General features: G+C 30.2%; 15 protein-coding genes. 2 read left to right on the top strand and 13 right to left on the bottom strand.

The annotated features are described in order from the left end of the window. Positions 1–66: 66 nt before the first annotated feature. Together RH915_RS10215 and RH915_RS10220 are read right to left on the bottom strand one after the other, a co-directional pair. The gene (locus RH915_RS10215) at positions 67–879 is read right to left on the bottom strand and encodes a phage integrase N-terminal domain-containing protein (protein ID WP_310479840.1); all 813 of its coding nucleotides are present in this window, start codon (positions 877–879) and stop codon (positions 67–69) included. A 562-nt stretch (positions 880–1,441) separates the two neighbouring features. Next, positions 1,442–1,573 (bottom strand): hypothetical protein, encoded by a 132-nt coding sequence (locus RH915_RS10220; protein ID WP_310479842.1) that lies wholly within the window; start codon positions 1,571–1,573, stop codon positions 1,442–1,444. 631 nt (positions 1,574–2,204) lie between these two features. Here RH915_RS10220 and RH915_RS10225 point away from each other — a divergent pair. Further along, positions 2,205–5,096, top strand: a complete 2,892-nt coding sequence (locus RH915_RS10225; RefSeq protein WP_310479843.1) for a DEAD/DEAH box helicase family protein — start codon at positions 2,205–2,207, stop codon at positions 5,094–5,096. Between the two features lie 46 nt (positions 5,097–5,142). Here the strand turns inward: RH915_RS10225 and RH915_RS10230 are convergent, their stop codons facing one another. The 5 genes from RH915_RS10230 to RH915_RS10250 all read right to left on the bottom strand — a co-directional run bounded on the left by RH915_RS10230 (position 5,143) and on the right by RH915_RS10250 (position 11,118). Continuing rightward, the gene (locus RH915_RS10230; RefSeq protein ID WP_310479844.1) at positions 5,143–6,513 is read right to left on the bottom strand and encodes a DNA methyltransferase; all 1,371 of its coding nucleotides are present in this window, start codon (positions 6,511–6,513) and stop codon (positions 5,143–5,145) included. A 2-nt stretch (positions 6,514–6,515) separates the two neighbouring features. Further along, positions 6,516–8,369, bottom strand: coding sequence for a DNA methyltransferase (locus tag RH915_RS10235; RefSeq protein WP_310479845.1), 1,854 nt, complete (start codon positions 8,367–8,369; stop codon positions 6,516–6,518). A gap of 208 nt (positions 8,370–8,577) precedes the next feature. Beyond that, entirely contained in the window at positions 8,578–8,790 is a 213-nt protein-coding gene (locus RH915_RS10240; protein ID WP_310479846.1) for a hypothetical protein, read from the bottom strand. Between the two features lie 93 nt (positions 8,791–8,883). Further along, positions 8,884–9,099, bottom strand: a complete 216-nt coding sequence (locus tag RH915_RS10245; protein WP_310479847.1) for a helix-turn-helix domain-containing protein — start codon at positions 9,097–9,099, stop codon at positions 8,884–8,886. Between the two features lie 381 nt (positions 9,100–9,480). After that, positions 9,481–11,118, bottom strand: a complete 1,638-nt coding sequence (locus RH915_RS10250; RefSeq protein ID WP_310479848.1) for an ATP-binding protein — start codon at positions 11,116–11,118, stop codon at positions 9,481–9,483. A 183-nt stretch (positions 11,119–11,301) separates the two neighbouring features. Here RH915_RS10250 and RH915_RS10255 point away from each other — a divergent pair, with 183 nt between their 5' ends. Beyond that, positions 11,302–11,517: a helix-turn-helix transcriptional regulator gene (locus RH915_RS10255; RefSeq protein WP_310479849.1), complete on the top strand. Its 216-nt coding sequence runs from the start codon at positions 11,302–11,304 to the stop codon at positions 11,515–11,517. 72 nt (positions 11,518–11,589) lie between these two features. Here the strand turns inward: RH915_RS10255 and RH915_RS10260 are convergent, their stop codons facing one another. From RH915_RS10260 to RH915_RS10285, 6 genes are all read right to left on the bottom strand, one after another. Beyond that, positions 11,590–12,804 carry an OB-fold nucleic acid binding domain-containing protein gene (locus tag RH915_RS10260; RefSeq protein WP_310479850.1) on the bottom strand — a complete coding sequence of 405 codons (1,215 nt, stop codon included), beginning with the start codon at positions 12,802–12,804 and terminating at the stop codon, positions 11,590–11,592. 156 nt (positions 12,805–12,960) lie between these two features. Then, positions 12,961–13,296 carry a hypothetical protein gene (locus tag RH915_RS10265; protein WP_310479851.1) on the bottom strand — a complete coding sequence of 112 codons (336 nt, stop codon included), beginning with the start codon at positions 13,294–13,296 and terminating at the stop codon, positions 12,961–12,963. Between the two features lie 414 nt (positions 13,297–13,710). Further along, positions 13,711–14,880 (bottom strand): hypothetical protein, encoded by a 1,170-nt coding sequence (locus RH915_RS10270; RefSeq protein WP_310479852.1) that lies wholly within the window; start codon positions 14,878–14,880, stop codon positions 13,711–13,713. A gap of 44 nt (positions 14,881–14,924) precedes the next feature. Beyond that, positions 14,925–15,767 carry a hypothetical protein gene (locus RH915_RS10275; protein ID WP_310479853.1) on the bottom strand — a complete coding sequence of 281 codons (843 nt, stop codon included), beginning with the start codon at positions 15,765–15,767 and terminating at the stop codon, positions 14,925–14,927. 358 nt (positions 15,768–16,125) lie between these two features. Next, complete coding sequence (locus RH915_RS10280; RefSeq protein ID WP_310479854.1) at positions 16,126–17,112, bottom strand: endonuclease/exonuclease/phosphatase family protein; 987 nt, start codon at positions 17,110–17,112, stop codon at positions 16,126–16,128. 159 nt (positions 17,113–17,271) lie between these two features. Further along, positions 17,272–18,252, bottom strand: a complete 981-nt coding sequence (locus RH915_RS10285) for a hypothetical protein (RefSeq protein ID WP_310479855.1) — start codon at positions 18,250–18,252, stop codon at positions 17,272–17,274. Between the last annotated feature and the right edge of the window lie 60 nt (positions 18,253–18,312).

The raw sequence follows: 18,312 nt of genomic DNA on the forward strand, positions 1-18,312 counted from the left end.
TTATATCCAACTGAATATTTCTTGCCAGATTGAGTTTTATTATTTACTCAATAAGCACAAATTTATTTACAGTCTCAGTTTTTCTAAGCATTTTTTATCAAATCCTCTGTAATCTTTTTTATCTTCTCCTTTTTCATTAACTAATTCTTTGTATCTTTCCTTTGCATATTCTGCTCTGAAGGCATGATTATCTATCTTTTTTGTGTATCTATTAAATAGGGTTTCCCCTTCTTTTTTATCTTTTAAAAATTCCTTAAGTTCTTCTCTATGTTCTTTTAAGATCGTTGCATATCTTTCTTTTCCGCCTTTCTCCTTTAAATGTACTTTTTCTGGTAAATTATTCTCTCCGGTAATAAAATTTTCTGGCTTTATCTTAAGGATACTTTCTCTTCTGCACCCTGTTGCTTTTGCAACTAACATTTGATATCTATAATTATCAGGATTGTACTTCCTGTCGTTTTCCGTATTTTCTCTGCTTCTTGTTATATATTTATAACTTCTCTGGTCAATATTTGCTTCTTTTTTTGTTATATTCGTATTAAATAGTTTATTAAGTGCAGCCATATCTTTGCTGACCGTGTACATACTTTTTCCTTGTTCCTGTCTTATTTGCAAATACTCGATAATGTGTCCTTTTGATATTTGAGATATGTTTTTTATATCCTTATATTCTGCTCTTATATATTTTATAAACTCCTTACTCGTTTGCTTATAAGCGTCATAGGTCTTATAACTGTGTATTCCTACTGTTCTATTAAAACTTTTTTCATTCACTGCTTGTCTATATTCTTCCTTTGCTTTGTGTCTACTCTGCCCTATACACTTCATTTCCTCCATCCGTTCATGCATTTGGTAATCTAAATAAGACATTCTTGGCATCTCATTCACCTCCTCCCTTTTCTTATGTAAAAGGACAGAAGGATGGTGTATAAGGTTAAATAAGTTTTCTTTCTTTAACGACTAAGATTAAAGTCAAAAGACTGTAAAATACCTACTTCAAAAACATAAAATGCCTTTTGCGGTTCGCTGGGGTTTATATTCCCCTGCGCAGCGCTTGGGATAATATAACCCCCAGCGCCTCAGCCAAATTCCTGTAGATGCAACTTCCCCGAGTACAGTTTCTTCATCAAATGACCTTCTTATTTTCCTAATATCCTTAACTGTACTACTGATGATAAAAGTAGGTTTTACATGAATTTAAATTCCTTATTTAATTGAGTTAAATACCTTAATACCTTAAATGTAATATAATGAATAATGGTTTTTGTTGTCAAGTTTTTAAAAAAATAAATTTTTCTAAACTTTTAGATTTAATTCTTATTAGGACTAAACAATAATAAAGCATTAGAATAACAGTCGCTTTTTTTCTCAAATAGACTAAAACAGGTTAGTTTATCCCCTACTTATAAACTAACCTGTTCATTTCAGCGGTGTTAAATTGTTATAGATCTGATAGCATTACTTGCCAATCTAATGAAAAAATACCTCTTATCTTTCTATGGTTATATCCCTTTGTCTTATAATAATCTACTAATTTGATTACATTAGATACATGAACTGCTGACCCACGCACATTTGTTTCCTCTGCTATTGCCCTTATTTCCCATCAATGTATTTAGCAAATTTACCTGTTATTTAGTCTTCCAATTTTCTTTAGGCTTTTTTATTTATTTTGAAAGGTATTTAATAAGTTATACGTTATTGACAGGTACTACTATTCAAGTTGCGTATGAGAGGCCCAAAAAATAATGGTCATTATTACTTTAATTCTTATTAGAAGGGTTTTTTCTTATTGCCAAACATATCTCGCATCTATCGCCTTCTTGAGATTCACTTCAAAAAAAATCTAAAGTGGCTTCGTCTTGATATTCAACATCATTGAAGTTTCAGTCTATCTCGGAAGGGTTTTCTTCTATATGAGATGATAGCTCCTCAAATATTTTATTATAAAATAAGTCTTGTACGACATCTCTAAAAGAGTTTATTGTTCCCATTAAATTCCCCCTTTTCATAAAGCTTTATGATTTAATTGTAATTGTTTTCCACAATTATAACTATATTTTATCATCAAATGTACGATTTGTCACGTGTGTTTATTTTATCACTTTGTAATTTTATTTCACGTATATAACAATTTTGCTATATACAAATCTTTTATCACGTGTTATAATATGCACATACTAAAATTTGGAGGTCGATTTAATATGAAAAAAAGAAATGCACTTGTAAGCATGCCGTTTGAAAATTTTGCTGAGTTAGAACATGTCATCGAAGAAATTACTGATAACAAAGAAAAAGGAGATGCAATGGAACTATTTGCGTTTTTTTACCTTAAGCAACACTCTGACATCTTTGATATCAAAGAAATCTATTTAGAAGATGAAATTCCTCAAGAAATAAGAATTAAACTTCGTCTTGAAAGAAAAGATAATGGTGTAGATGGAGTTATTGAGCGAAATGATGGAAAGTATGTTGCGTATCAAGTAAAATTTAGAAGTAATCGATCCATCCCAACGGCACAAGATTTGTCAACATTTTGGGCTGAATCAGAGTACGCAGACTATCGTCTAATCATAGCGAACTGTCCAACCTTACCCAAGGTCTCTGATAAAAAGAAAAATCAAATGTCACTATTAGTAGATTCATTTTTAGATTTAGATGAGGCTTTTTTCATTAATTTTAAAAACAGCTTAATTGGAAAGCCTTTAATAGAAAAAGAAAAGCATTTACCTCTACCCTATCAAAGAAAGATCCTAGATGATATCAAATCCGGATTCAAGAATCATGAGCGCGGCAAACTGATAGCTGCATGCGGAATAGGCAAAACATTAATTGCAATGTGGTTACAGGAAGAAATGATATCTTCAACTGTTCTATATATCGTGCCTAGCCTAGCTTTAATAAAGCAAACACTTGAATCATGGATGGAGCAACATAATGAACCATTCGACTTTCTATGTGTTTGTAGTGATAAAACCGTAATAGGAGATTTTGAAGAAGATGAAATTGATTATTCAGCATCGGATATGGCTTTTCCTGTAACAACAAACCCAGTAGAAATCGATTCGTTCCTAACAAAAGAGGGTAACAAAAAAATTATTTTTGCTACATATAATTCTTTAGATGCTGTAGCAAATGCTCTTAATGGTCTAACTAATTTTAGTTTCGATCTCGGAATTTTTGATGAAAGTCATCGTACTGCTGGTACTAAAGATAGTTTAATGTTCATTTATGGCATGAGTGATGAATATATTAAAATTTCAAAGCGATTATTCATGACTGCAACAGAAAGATTGGTTTCTCCTAGAATTAAGTCAGCATTAAGTAGTACGGATAATGTTGTTTTTTCAATGGATGACATACAGAAATATGGTCCAACTTTTTCGTCATTAAACTTTGGCGATGCGATTTCAGAAAACATAATTTGCGATTATAGAATTGTAGTTGCCACCATTACTGAAAAAGACATCTATGATCTATTTAGGTACAACAACATAGTCTCTTCTGAAATAGGAGAAGAAGTTTCTACAACCGATCTCAATACTATTCTAAAACAAGTTCTTACTGGTAAAGTGATGAAAGATCTAGATGTAAAAAAAATGATCACCTACCATTCATTTGTAAAAAATGCTCGTACCTTTGTAAATGGTTCCTCAACGATTCTTCCTATCGAAAACATCATCGATAACATACTAAATGCGTCATCTAATGAATCCGTCTATACAGATCACATTAATGGCTCAATGTCAGCGGGGATTAGAAAAGAAATACTATCAAAGTTTGAAACTAGTTCACGAGGATTAATATCAAATGCTAAGTGTCTAACTGAGGGAGTAGATGTTCCAGCTATTGATGCAGTCTATTTTGTTGATCCTAAAAGTTCAATGATCGATATAGTTCAAGCAGTTGGAAGAGCGTTGCGAAAATCACCAACGAAGCAGAATGATTTCTCATATATTATTATTCCTGTGATCATTCCTGAAGAGGCCTCAATTTTCGGTCATATCGAGACTTCAAGCTTTGATACATTACACAATGTAGTGCAGGCCATGAGGTCACAAGATGAATCTCTAGCGGATATTATTGATGAAATTAATTTTTCAGCGGCAACAGGAACTCTAGGAAACAAATCAAATAAGTTATCTTCAAAAATCTTATTTATGCCTTACTCAAAACTAAATATTCAAGATTTTGAACACTCATTAAAGTTAAGAGTTGCTGAAATTAATAAAAATCCTTCAGATACTGATAAACCAAGTGTGTGGATTGAAAATACACCAAAGGCTAGGAAAAGTAATTTTAAAAGAGTTTTTGTGTCAATTGGAGATTACTCGTTGGATGCGTATAAAGATAGCTTGATTATGCCAACTTTGAGTAAATTTGACGATATTGAATCCAGTTTATCCGGTTCAGAATTAAAAATCAACCACAATAATGTATCACATTCAGTTAGAATGGGCGTTATAAATAAAGCCGGTAACAACTATTCATTAACTCCAATAGGAAAAACTCTGATAGAAAATGATACAGTTTATCCATCAATAGTAAAAGAGCAGATTCTAAAATACCACTGTTATAACAAAGAAGACAATGAATTTCTATTCCCTTATAGAGCTTTGATGAAAATATTTTTAGAACTTGATCATATTACTAGATTTGAATTTTTATACTGTATCTATTCTTTAAGAAGCACCTCTGATCATGCAATAGCGAACGCAATCTCTCGTATTAATTATTTGAGAGACACATATCCAAACATTAATATATTAAGTGACTCAAATAAAGAAAAAGTATTAGCTCTTCTAAACACAAAATATGAAGTAGAGTTTGGTTTCAAAGATATCTGGACTAGTAGAACTACAACTTACAATCAATTTAACTACTTCAAAAAACATCTTTGGGCATTCGACAAAGTGTTTATAGTAGACGATTCATCGAAGGATGACAGAGAAAAAATTAGGATCAACACTGGTACACGCTCCGCTATTCAAGAAATGCTAAAACTAACTGAAGCAATAGAAAAGCCTGCATCAGAGAATGATATAACAACTCTTGAATCTTTATATCAAAAAAGAATATCTACTCAGATAATCTAAAATAAAGAATGGCCTTAACACTCTTGATTGTATAAAGGCCATTCTTTTATATTTTTTCAAGGACTACAATACTTTCTCTTAAGCAATTTCTTAAATATGGATATTTTTGAATTTGTTGACCGGATGTCTTTGCTGCCCTACATATTATAATTTCAGAAACTTTAAAATTGTAATCTTCTGCAATAGCTGCAAAGAATAGATCCGTTGGCACAAGTCTTCCTAAGTAGGCACTCTGATCAACAACAATATAACATTTTTTCCCGGACTTTAAGACATCACTACTTTCGCTTATTACTTTTTCCATATCTGTAAAGTATCCTCGAATCATTTTAGGTACTTTTCTAGTCCTTGAGTCTCTTTTTCCAGTTAGGGTTTCTTTTTCAGGAATAGCCAATTCAATTTCTTCGGCCATCCAATTAATTAATTCTCTTGCTTTTTCCCTTTTTTCATTTCTACCTATGAATGACTCAACTGCTTGCTTTCTATATGAGCTGATGCCTTTCATATTACTTGCATAGTCAGCTAATATTATCTCCATCTTATAAGATTCAAAATAATCAAATGAGTTAGCATAAGGAGGAGAGTACATTATTGCTCCCAATTCTTTATTAGAAATACCTTCATACTTTCTTACGATCTTTGACAATTCCATCGCATTACCAAATTCAAGCTTTGCATTAACCCCCTCTTCTATCCTATTCTTAGTTATATCGTTTAACATTAAAGCAATTTTTTCCAAATATACGTCTAACACATTGTCAACTTTTGATGTTTGAGTTTTTAGGCCATTTCCATCTCTCTTTCTATCTGAAACATCTTCGATTATTGAAATGTAAGCACATAGAAAGAACTCAAAAATTTTCTTTCCTTTTGAACTTAAAATTGCGTCTATTAACTCTCTAATTCGTAATAAATTACTATAATTTTCCTGACTAAAAAACTTCTTTACATCTCCATATTTTTCTAAATAATCAATACTAGCTTCTTTATCGGGATAGTTGCTTATGAAATAATCTTTCAACTGAAGTAAATGGTTTATTTCATCATCACTATAACTTCTACACTTAATTTCAGAAATAAATGCTGACATAGGATTTATATCTATACCACAACCTGAATAGCCTTTTAATGCAGCCTCAACAACCGTAGTTCCGCTCCCGCAGAATGGATCAAACACAAATTCATCTTTAGAAATTTGACTTCTTCTTATTAGCTCTGATATAAGAGTAAATGAATAGCCCTCTCTATATTTAAACCATCCATGATATGGAATATTTTTATTTTTGGAGAAATTAACTAGCTGATTAAAATAGTCTATCTCATTAACTATCTTGTACTTTTTCTCTAACTCATAAACCGCTTTTTTAAGTTTCTCATCTTTATATATGCCGTATTTTTCAATTGAGTCTAATAGCATGCTTACTCTCCTTCTTTCAGTGTCCACAACTGGCTGTTTAAAACCAAGTATTTACCAATAATGTCATCGATAAAAGTTTTTGACAGCTCCTCAATTACCTCAATATCATTGGTTTCATCTTGATACACATAAGCCATCAAAACTCTAACAATACTACTGTATATTCTCTCATATAATTCTGTTGTCGTATAACTAGTTTTAATTTCATACATGTGTCTAAGGCTATCTATTATTCTTGTTTCTATTGTCTCTTTAAAATCACCTAACTTCTCAGACTCAAATTCAAAGTCTTCTTTCCTAAACGAGTAAATAAAATCTCCATGTATGTTCCCAGAATACTTCAAATGTGAAGTGTTTTTATATTCTTTTATAAAATCTTGATAGATTATTCCATCTTCAGGAAGATTGAATCCAGCCCTAACGATTGCTTTTAATACTTGAACCCACACATTGATATTTTTATTATTAAAAGTAAAAACCAAGTAACCCTTATCTTTCAATACTCTAGATGCTTCTGTAAACACTTCTGTTAGCATGTCTCCATAATGGTCCACATCTTTCGCACCTTCAAAACAAGACTTTCTATTAACAACAGCCTCTTCATCATTAAATATGAAGTTATCTAAATTTTTGTATTGCATGTACCATACATTCCAAAATGCAGATAGCTCTCCATACTGAACATTGCTACCATAAGGTGGATCTGTTATTACAACGTCAATGGATTTATCCGGAATCGGCGTTTTAGAAGCACTTTGAGTGAGTATTAGGTAATCTTTTTTCTCCAGTAATTCTTCAAAGGTTTCTGCTTTTAATTTTTCACTTTTTATATGGCTCCTTGTATATTCAAGCCCCTTAATTACAGCCTGCATTCTTTCATTTAGTTTTTTCAATATATTTACTTCCACATATTCATTTGGTAACCAATATGCATGCTTATCCATACATGTAGGGCTTCCATTCTCCCAATTTTCCGTTACTCTCGACATTTTATTCGTATATCTCAGAGAAGAGCTAAACGCAAAATACAATAAGTCTCTCATCTGAGACTTAGGCAGGTTAATAATTTCATTGAATATTTCTAAGTTTATAAATAAATTTCGTTCAGTGAAAAAATCGGCAAATGTTGTTACTCCTTTTTGTGGCAAACAATCTTCATACCATCTATCCCAATTACTCGGTATTTCTTGTGTTAGAAAATTATTTTTAAATTCGTATTTAGCTAACTGGTTCTTAATAGCCTGCTTTTCCTCATCGCTCAGTATATTAACATTTGTACTGCCATCTAATTTAGAATACTTCATTCTTATTGGCACACTAGAATGTGGCAAACATTTCGTTCTATTTACACCATTTCTTTCATTTATGTTACTAGAACAATTGGGATTACTACACTTATAAATACCATTTGACAATTTGTTTTCTTGAGATAATTCTATAATAGTGTTGCATTCATAGCAGTTCACTTCATAAATCCATTCTGTCCATTCTATACTTACTTCTTCTCCACCTAATCTATACAAATACTCAGAAGCAAATTTGTTTTCCATTCTAGTGTAGAAATCTTGAAAATAATCTAACAAGATTTTTATATCAACTTGTTGTATCTGCATTTCAGTAATAAAAGTTGCTAACGGATTTATATCAATTCCGATTACTTTCCTATTAATAGATAATCCTTCTGATATTGTTACTCCGCCCCCACAAAAGCAATCTAAAACTATATCACCCTCTTCTGAATAGTGTTTTATTAGATTGTTAAATATATTATGTGGTCGCCTTGCATAATATTTATGCATTTGATACTGAGGTGTATGTCTTTTAGCTTTGATTGTTTCACTTATAGGTTTTATCACTCTTATACCTCTTTCTATTAGTATTGTGTAGTACTATGCCATACTTATTAGTAATGTTCAAGTTGTTTATTTTATAAGTAAGTTTTCACGAAAACTATTGTACTTTTTCTCTCCTACTAAAGTAAGATTTCCATCAATAAATTCTAAAAGCTTTGTTCCGTCTAAATTATAATACATTTGTGGTAGCATGAATCCGTTAAACTCATATCTAAGTTCCTCTAATGTTATTACTGTAGTCTGGCTGGTACGATTTAATTAGAATCGCATATTTATGCTTAACTTGTAGACTTTTCATTGTCTCTATGAAATCTATATCATTATCATATAAATCTATGGATTCTGATAAACTACGTCTACTACCAAGTTCTAATACCCCTTTTATTTCCATAGCAGGTCTACTCACATATAAATAAGCGATCACTTCATCCTCGCAAAATCTTTTTCTATATTCGAAGTTTTTTTGCGCTCATTATTTCGTCATACCAATTAGGTATTAAACTCAACAAAATTCTTTTCATTGCTCATTTCCTTTTGATGTATTCCTACGCCAGTCTTTATATCGTCCATTTTTAACCCTACCATCCTTTGGACGAACAGTATTACATGGAATAGCCCACGATTTTCCAAACTTTATTGCTCCATTTATCTTTCCTTCGCTGCAAAGAGTCTGAATGCGCCTCATTGAAATGCCCCATTTTTCTGAGGTTTCTTTTACTGTCATATAGTTCATTTTATCACTTCCTAAAATGTGATTATACAAAATTAAGCATGACCGCAATTTTAATTTTATTCGTTAAAGCGTCGCATGTCAATTAACTCATGATAAATAATCCACGAAACAAACATATTATAATTTTGCTAAACAGTTGAACCCTTAAAGCAAAACCACATTTCCATGGGTGAGTACAATTCATCACTAAAACCCTATACCCTTAAAACACACCCAAAATCTATTACTTCACCAGCCATCAAAAATAAAAAAACTCTGAAACCAGCTTAATTAGCCTATTTTCAAGGGCATCTATTTTTATTTTTTAGTCAGCAGAGCTACCGCCTCGACATGCGTAATCTGTGACACTATTTAAAAAACATTGTAACTATAATACTACATCTAACCGATAATTGTATTGCCCTTCAAATCCTCTACCATAGATTTTAACTCTATAACTTTAATAGATCTATCCGCACCATATTTTAGATACCAATTTTCGCTGTCCTTTTTTAATATTATTTTTTTATTATTTAGTGTTTTATGCTCATTAATCTCCATATCAATCATCCAGCAAATTACTATATCAATGGTATCCAGTGGATGTTCATGTTTAAATAGATTTGAGAGTTTGTACTCTACTTCTGCTAAAAGTTTCTTTCCATTGTGATCTTCCAAAATCATATCTGTTGACGAAGCACCAGAATAATCCCCTACTTTATAATCCATACATTTGCGCGCTAATAACATTGAAAATAAAACGATAACTTGCCATTCATTCCTTGGTAATTTAACAAGAGGAATATCTTGTATATTTAAGTTTTCATATTTATCATACTCATAGAGCCTTTCTTTCGTCTCTATAATTTTCTTCTCCATTTTATCTCTTTTGTCTTCTTCCTCTTTAAGTTTAAAGTAAGATTCCTGTGCAACTTTATAAATTTGTTCTCTCACGACTTCTTGTGCAGTATTTATAATCCAATCTACTTCTTTAGAATCTAAATTGGTAATATTATTGCGGTCTGAAGTCAATTCAAAATTTTGTGAGTTAATCATAATATGAAAATGGTTGTAGTTTGCATCATCTAATAAAAAATCCTTTCTATTTATGATATACATGAAATCCTTACACAAAACAACCCCGAATCTAGACTTGTGAGATTGACCTTGTTGTAGATTAACAATCTGGGATCGTTTATTATGGCCTGATACAGTTGCATATATCTGAAATGAAACATATTTACCATCTATTACCGTATGTCTGTGAAATGGACCAAAATGTTTGCAGTAATTTAGTGATAATTTATTCTCTGTTCTTATTTCGTCATTTTGAGGGTTCTCATCTGGTTCTGAAAATCGATGTTCCCCAACAAACTCTTCTTCTCTATTATTAATTTTATCTACTAGTCTAATAATAGGGGATATCTGTATGTTCTTTACTAATTTCCTTAACTCTTTTACATGCGTAAATTTTGTTTTAAATGATCCTGCTGCTGTATACCAAAGTATATAGTCTTTTAACGTATCGAAATCAAAATGCTTTGTTGCAGCATGGTCTACTTTGTAGTCAATAATTCTAACTTCAGTTCCATCATGACCGTCAATTGGTTCTTTCTCTTCAATGCTATACTCTAGCATAATATTTTTGTTGAGTTTTTCCCAAGGTTTATCTAACTGACCGATAAATCTTTTACCGTTTTTTTGTGATGTTACTATTAGTTTTTCACATTTGAAAAATGTCTTCGTTCCAAGTCCTTTTTCTCCAATATTGTCATTGTCTTTTCTTGACTCCCCTAAACTGAAAAAACTTTCAAAATCCTCTAGGTCCATACCCATACCATCATCTCTAATAATTAAACAGAATTGATTGCTCTCTTGATCAATAGATACTTCTATCGTAATATTTGTAGCAGATGCATCAATGGCATTACTAATGGCTTCTCTGATAATCTCCTTAGACTCTAAGATATTTTTAGCAATCTCTTTAAACAGCGATGTTTTATTTACATTACATACTTTTGTTTGAATGTTTTTTTTCATTTGATTCCCTCCAAAATGTTTTTATTTGTTTACACTATAAAGTGTATTGTATCTATATAATTTAGTTTTATACATTTTAAAGTGTATTTAAATAGTGTAATAATACATTTTAAAGTTTTAAAAATACAAAGTATTTGATTACAGTCATTTTAAAGTGTATAATCTAGATATGGAGGGGATTATATGAAACTTTCTACAAGTGAAAAAATAAGAATTTTATGTAAAAGAAAAAACATAACGCTGGCTCAATTAGCAGAAAAATTAAATATATCTAGTCAGAATTTATCTAATAAACTATCTAGAGATAATTTTCCTGAAAAAGAATTGAAGAAAATCGCAGAAACGCTTGGCTGTTTTTATGAGTCTTATTTTGTTTTAGATGATAATGAGAAAATATAAAAGCAATTGACACTAGTCAAATCTAGTACCAATTGCTTTTTTTTATGATAAAACATAAATTTTGAATTCCATTTACCTAACTTCTGTTATTTTTAATTCTATATTCCCGTTATAATATTGTACTTCTCCTATGAACCTATAAGTTTTTCCTTTTTCTATATATGGCACTTTAGTATCTTTGAATATAACTGCTTCCAAATCCCCAGTCCCATCATTTAAAGTTAAAAATTTCACACCGCTTTGATTATGGTGAAAAAATTTATCAACGCGTGCTTGCATATCAACTTTCTCTCCTACATTTTTATCATCTATAGCTGAAAAAGTTAAAGTTGTATCTCCAGTATTGATTTTTTTAACTGGAGTCGTATTGCTTTGACTTGATATATTGCGAGCTGGGAGAGTGTTATTGCTTTCGTTTGATTGGCTTTCTCCTGATAATAAATAGACTCTCTCTCCGTCAAAAAAATCATTTTGATTTAAATAAACAAAACCAATAGCAGTAACTAACATTAATCCAACTAGCATTAAAGCAATAGGTTTCTTCTTTTTCTTTGTTCCACTTTCACTTATATCGTTTAATTTCTCACTTACCTTTGCAATCATTTCTTCATGTTCCTGAATTTTTTCATAATATTCGTCATCTTGTCTATTTGTGCATGAAGATTTTATGCTGTTTGCGATTTCACTTAACTGTCTTGGATGGAGATATCTTTCTCTATTTTGAAATTTAGCTGCCTTCTCTAAAACTTCTTCCAGATTATTTGATTGGGACATTTCCTTATAAAATAAATGATATTTAAAATAATCGTTTATCTCTTTCTTCTCCCATTTATCTATTTGTTTTGAAAACTTTTCTTTAAATTCGCGTTCACTAAAACCTTTATGTATTACACAATAACTAATATCTCTATACGGATCTGTAGTTGCATTTAAGCTATTGGACATAATAAAGTTTTTTAATGGTTCTAAATATGTTTTCACCTGGCTAAATGGATTTATTGTTTTGTATTTCGTCTTTAGTAGCCCATTAGACATAGCCTTCTCGATATAATTAATGTTCATATTTTTAACTTCAATTAATTTATAACCAAACCGCGGTGATATAATTAAGAAATCTGGTTGCAACTCTCCAATCTCTGGTTGCGCAATGACATATGTATCTTCGAGTAAATTTTTTCTTAAAAAATCTCCCACTTCTATTTCTGCTTTAATTCCTTTTTTATCTTCTGGTCTTTTTGCTTCTTCTAAACACATGACTAACTGGTCTCTTCCTTTGAAAAAAGCCATATTTTATCCCTCAATTCAATTTTTTTACTATTTAGTTGCATAGTAGATGTATATTACCTTTTGTTCTTTATATATTAGCACTATTATTTTAATAGTGTTATAGTTCTCTCATTTTACTTTTTCTTATAGTTTAAGTTTAAGTATTCATCTTAATACTTATTCCACGTCCCTAACAAACAGTCCTTTGCTTAATATAATGATCTTTAATTGTTTTTTTAAATCTTCATTGATCTCTTCGTTAATACGTATTAATTCGTAACCTGATTTTACCGCTTCCGAGTATACCCTTCGCTCAGGTATATTAGTATTTTTTATAAGTTCTATATATTCTATAACCCTCTGATTATTTAAATTCTCGGGAAGTCTAAGAGTAGCCTGCATAATTCTTTTTCCTGCTCTATAAGTTTTTATAATTATATACATAATTCCAGTTCCTGTAGTTAAAGAAACAATAATGCACGCCATAATAATTACATGTAAAATTTTCTCCATATTATACCCCTTTCTATAATAATGTATAATTCTGTATATATTTAAAAAAACCTGTAAAAATACAAAAAATTATTATAAAAATTGTAGTATTAAAAGAATTACTCATACCCAACTATATCAATATCATAGTCTTTATTTATAGTTTGATAATCCATAATAACAATACAATTAAAAATAAATTTTAAAAATTGTAGAACTACTTAGCTATTATTTATTCTTATTTTTTTAAATCAAAATTATAAATTATAAAAAGCAATCGACGCTAGTGTACAAACTAGTAACGATTGCTTTTTATAACTACTTAAAACATATCTTATAGGACAATTTGATTCCTATTTATCAGCATTATAAACTATTGTTACTCTGTATTTTTTTAGATTGAATATAATTCTACAGATGCGTTCGTTTTCAACATCAAAATTGTTCTTGTTCTCTCGCCTCAAAGTAACACGCAACACGAACTAAAAGTTTGATTTCGCCTCCGTTCATTTTACTTGTATTAATTATAACCCATTTCTTAGCAAACTCATTAGAAAACGCTTGTACTTGTTTTATACCACAAGCATAGTTTGTTGAAAGTTCGTCACCATCATTGAGATAACTAAATATTTTTTCTAGTTGATAATGTAACATTTTATGACTGATTTTAGGTTGAGCATATAGTATACTCCCAAGTATATTTGACAGCTTTTCATAATCTAATTCTTCAACTGCATCTATTAAATCAGGGATTAAATCAGTGATGTGTTTTTGATATTTCAAAACAATATTCATATTTGTTTGTTCAGTAAGCGTGCAATTAAGAATCTTTATCGCAAGCTCTACGATAGACGAATCTTGATAACGATTTTCAAGCATTTCCACTATATTTTCTAAAGTAACAATAGGAGACAAATCGATGGCCACTTTCTCTTTTTTCCATTCTGTCCTTTTGTTATAAATTATTTGATATACTTTCTCAGTTGCTTCTTTCATAAGAATAAATCGAGAATTAATATATTCTTTCAAAATATTAAATGAAAACATTAAATCTTGAGTTTCTTCGAATTGATTAGAATATATCCGAACTCCTATCCCATCATTCACACCTCTCAAACCACTAAGGGCACTGTTTGTGATAACCCATGGTGAATATTGGATCTCATTTTTTCTGAAAAATTTTGGTCTGCTTGTTTCGAATGGGTGAGCCATCGAAAGCGAACGAAAATACTCAAAAAATTTATCATCAGTTGGACAATCATCCTCAGGAATACTTAACGGGGCGTTAATACAAACTTCTTTAAAAAATGTATATGAATCTTTATTTTTAACAGAATAGACATTCGGTATATCTAAAGATTTTAGCAATTGTTTTACAGCATCTAGAATCATACATGAATACATGATAAAAAATAGTAGTGACTCCTCTGTCTTAGGTGGATTTGCATTTTTGTTAAGATATGAAACGCTTTTGTCCAATCTATCCATTACTGCACAAATTAGATTGTAATGCTCTTTATATTCTTTATCATAAATAAAAATGTCCTCTTCATTAATTGCTTTTCTGAAATTTTCACATAGTTCGGTATCTAAGAATTCACCCATCTGATGCCTCCTAGGTTGTTTGTCTTACTTAACGTTTTTATTTTTTAAAAAAATTCATCAAAATTACTCAGATTATAATAATTTGTTCTTAATTTATCTATTATCTGTTCTTGACTAAGATCTTTTTCTATAATTTCTTTTTCTAGAGATTCAAGCCATACTATTTTTATCTTTTTAAGGTATTTAATTATAAAAAAATCCAATAATAACATTAAAAACATAGTACATATCCCATATATCCATACACTAAAGTACTTTTCTGATTGTATTTTCATGATTTCATTTATTGGTATAAGTGAAATCACAATTAATACGAGTGAACTAATACAGGAAATTATTAATTGAGAACTTTTAACTTCTATTGTTTTCTTTCGTACTTGCTCTCTTTTTTCATACCTATAAATTACTTGTTTTACTACTATATATATTGGGACTACAGATGATACGGCAAAATATATTGCAAATATCCAAAATACTATAACAATTTTAGAATCTAAAATTGTAGTTATATATATATTAGTTAAAAACATAACCAATGTTATACAACATTCCACACATCTAACTATTACAGAAAATTTAAAATCAATTTTATTAATACTAATTTCTGAAAAGAGTTTTATCTTTTTCTGTCTAATAGTTTGATTAAGTAGCATAAAAAGACTTCTGATAAAATTACCTGAAATAACAAAACTAATTACAAATATGTCAAATGTGTCCTGTGAGTAAGTAATTTGTGGATATCCTTTTAGTATAAATAAAGCAATTGCAACAATACTACTTCCTATGCCCCATAATGTTGCGCCAAATAATTTCCCTTTCTTATCTTCTTTTAATTGTAATTGCATTAAATACTCTATCCATTCTTTCTGATTTAATCTAGTTTTCATCAGTCACCTCATATAATATGTTTTTTCTATATAAGTTTTTAGAAACAGAATTAACTTAATGTATAGTATTTAATTCTTCAATTTTTTTCTAAATCCTTTGTTGATTTAAAGTTCAACTACAAAAAAATCGTTTCATATCACAGAAACGATCTTTTTAATACTTTGTTTAATATTTATTTTTTACAACCACAACCACTGCACCTACTTATTCTGTTTAACTAGTAGCGGCAACACTCCACATGGCACGAGAGGATAGGAAATACGTCTTTATCGCACTTTTCCAGCCTTTCGTTTGTGGGAACATATCCACTGCATTTTTGTGTGTCGACAGGAACAAATCTACTCAAATAAATACTGTTTACCTACTATATGTGTTATTACCACAATCTGATATATAACCTCGTTCAACACATTTCTTGATAAGTTTTTCTCCGTCTGCCTGACCATATCCTAAATCACTTTCAATTTTAATTAATAGTTCTTCAATTGTATATGTTTCGCCACCATCCTTGAAATAATCACCTGTAGCTTCATAGTCTTTATTCAAAAAGGCAAGACATTCAGCCACTAAAATATCATGATCAGACAACTTATCAACTGCAGTAGTATCAGATTTTTTTGGTTCTAGTCCATGCACAAAAATATGATCATCCGGAACATAACCATTATGTGTCGGAATAGATTCTCCTGTCTTACCCACATTCGTCATTTTGAACCCAATTCTTTCAAATTTGTCTTTAATGATATTCAAATTATAGTTTATCTGAGCTTTTCCATTATAGTTTCGAGGATTAAATTTCTCATTTAGATTTCCACAACAACGTGCATTATTAAAATCACCACAAACGATATATATATGATCTTTTTCAAGTGAGCTAATCATGGGTAGCAAAATATTATCAAAGTTATTACTTGCACTATCATACTGTGCTTGAAGATTTCCCGCTCCACCTGTTTCCATTCTGCAGCCTATAATACAAAGATTTATACCGCATTGCAACGGAATCGCAACTCTTAAAATATTGCAACCTTCAACAACAGATGAAATTGTATTACTGTTATATACTTCATTTACAAGGTCATCTGCTTTAATCAAATCTTTTTTTATTCCAATTAAAATGCCATTTTTCCCTGAGCGATTTGAAATAAACCAAATATATCCCTCGTTTTGAAATCTCTCAAATAAATAATCTAAGCCCTTGGCAATAACAAACTCCGTTAAAACGATGATATCTGCATCTTGCTTAATTATTTTATCAACCATTAAGCTATCTATCTTATATTGATTGTTCCATCCTAAAGATGCTGCACCTTTTATATTCCATGTCATTATTTTCAGTTCCATTCAAGTTCATCCTTTCATTAATCCTATCAACTCGCTCAATCTGACATCCGTTTTGTCAACTAAACCATCCGAAACCAAGAGAACTCCCTTGATAGAGACAAAGCGGACAGTGTGTACTAGACCCTATTCTTTATATCTCTTTTGAGCTTACTTTCCTCTTCAAATCCTTTCCCAATTATTAAATATCTTATCAATTGCTTCTTTTGTTATTTGTGCTCTTTTTCTTAAATTCATAAGATCATTTAATCTACCATGCATTATGTCATTTCTAGGTTCCATAACTAGATCAATTAAAACTTGTAATTCTTTTGTATCAATACTATTTTTTATGTAGCCACTTGAAATTAATTTATTAATTCTCTTTTTTAAACTTAAAAAATTTCCCTTTTTATCTTTAACGTAGCCCTCGTCTTCTAAATCATATAATTGTATCAATTGAGTAATATATGTCTCTAATGATATTGCCACATATATAATACTTCTCATGAAATCATAAACCTCATAGGAATACTTGCTTTCATTATAAAAATGTTTCCATACTTGAAAATCTTTTTCTAAATTTTCTTGTAAGGATTCTTCTTTATATCTACAAGAGCTCGCTCTACCGTTAGGAGATATAACTGAACGTTCATCCCTACCACTTCTATCAACATAAAAACAAGCTATTCTACTACAATCGTAAATTGATGGATTTACAAAGTGATTCCCACCTAGACTTTCATTGTATTTAAATAAAAAAAATTCCATGGTTGATTGAATTAAATCAGTAATTAATTCATCTTTATTTTCATCAAACTTTTTATAAACATATGCTTTTTCTGAATAAAAGCTTTCAACCATAATTATTATATCTGTGCTAACAAAACTATATATAGTATCTTCTCCATTTGAACTAAGCTCAAATGTAGAGTGCCTTATTGCAATGGATTGATTTTTGTGAACTCTATTTTTTACATATAAAATTATATTCCTTTCTCTGTCAGGCAAAGAATAAAAAAATTTACCTCTTGTTTTAAAATAGTAATGTCTCTCCGGCAATTTTAATTCATAAGGTAGAGAAAAGCTAAAAGAAAAAGTCATTTCTATATTATTTATATCTCTAAACTTATTCATTTCTTTAGTAAATAGAGTGATTTTCATAATAAAACCTCACAGTATATATAATAGATTCATCTCCATACATTAAGCTACAGCAGACAT

Source organism: Serpentinicella sp. ANB-PHB4 (assembly GCF_031432315.1).
In the GTDB taxonomy this organism is placed as follows: domain Bacteria; phylum Bacillota; class Clostridia; order Peptostreptococcales; family Natronincolaceae; genus Serpentinicella.